Below are 1,056 nucleotides of genomic sequence, written 5' to 3'. Positions count from 1 at the left end.
TGCCGTTGGCCGAGGCCACCGCCGGCACCCGTGCGGTCGATCTGAACGACACGCTGCTGCACACCGCGCGCGGCCTCGGCATCTCGTTCGGCGAGCCAATCTGAGCGACAGGAAACGATCAGGCCGCCGGGTCGCCCGGCGTGATGCTCAGGCGGCCGCCAAGCAGGGGCCGCTTCAGCCTGCTGGCCCTGGCCGCTGCGCGGCCAGACGCGGGCATGGGTGAACCGTCCGGCGAGCAGCGTGCCGCCATGACTGCCGGCCAGCACGGCGGCGAGGGTGACGACGTGGTCCCCGTGCATGCGGCTCGGGCGACCTTGCCCATGCGCCAGCGGTGGTGGCCGGCCAGCACCAGCCCGTCCGGGAGCAGGCGGTCGGGTGCCGGGACATCACCGGCCGGCACGATGCGGCGGGACTGCCTGCTCTCCGGCCAGCGGGCGCGCCACCGCCATCCTGCCGGCAGTACCAGGGTTAGCGAGGCCGGGCAGCCGGACGAGCTGCACCCGCGAATGGCCCTGCAGCCGTCAGCCCAGCCACTGCCCGCCCTGCCAGACCAGCGTGCGGTCGAGGAAGCGGACGATCTCGACCGAGCGCAGGAGATCCAGGCCGAGATCGCCGCCGTCGGGCATGATGTCGACCAGACGGGCCTCCGCGAGCGTGCCTTCCAGCCGGTAGCCCGAGGCGGCGAAGCCAACCTCCAGCGTGTCGGTCCCGGCCCCGCCGTCGATCACGTCCTGGCCGTACCAGGCGGTCACCAGGTCGTCGCCCTCGCCGGCCAGGATCAGGTCGTCGCCGCTGCCGCCGTCCAGGCGGTCGTTGCCGGGTCTACCCACCAGCCAGTCGGCGCCGCCCCCGCCGGCCAGCAGGTCGGCGCCGGCCCCGCCCGTCAGGCGGTTGTCCCCGGTCCCGCCATAGAGCCAGTCGTCCCCCGACCCGCCATCGAGCAGGTCGTCGCCGCCATCGCCATAGAGCCGGTCGATGCCGTCGCCGCCGAAGAGGCTGTCCCGGCCCGTCTTGCCATAAAGCCGGTCGTTGCCGGCAAAGCCGTAAAGAGCATCG

Annotated in this window: 1 protein-coding gene; it reads right to left on the bottom strand. The window is 73.4% G+C overall.

What is annotated here, in order from left to right; translation table 11 throughout:
• Window positions 1–521: 521 nt before the first annotated feature.
• Window positions 522–1,056: calcium-binding protein (locus EQG76_RS15395; protein WP_321573468.1), on the bottom strand; the 535-nt coding region annotated here is incomplete at its 5' end.

This window comes from Geminicoccus flavidas (genome assembly GCF_009806515.1).
Lineage (GTDB): Bacteria > Pseudomonadota > Alphaproteobacteria > Geminicoccales > Geminicoccaceae > Geminicoccus > Geminicoccus flavidus.
This window is presented reverse-complemented; position numbering and strand designations above follow the sequence as displayed.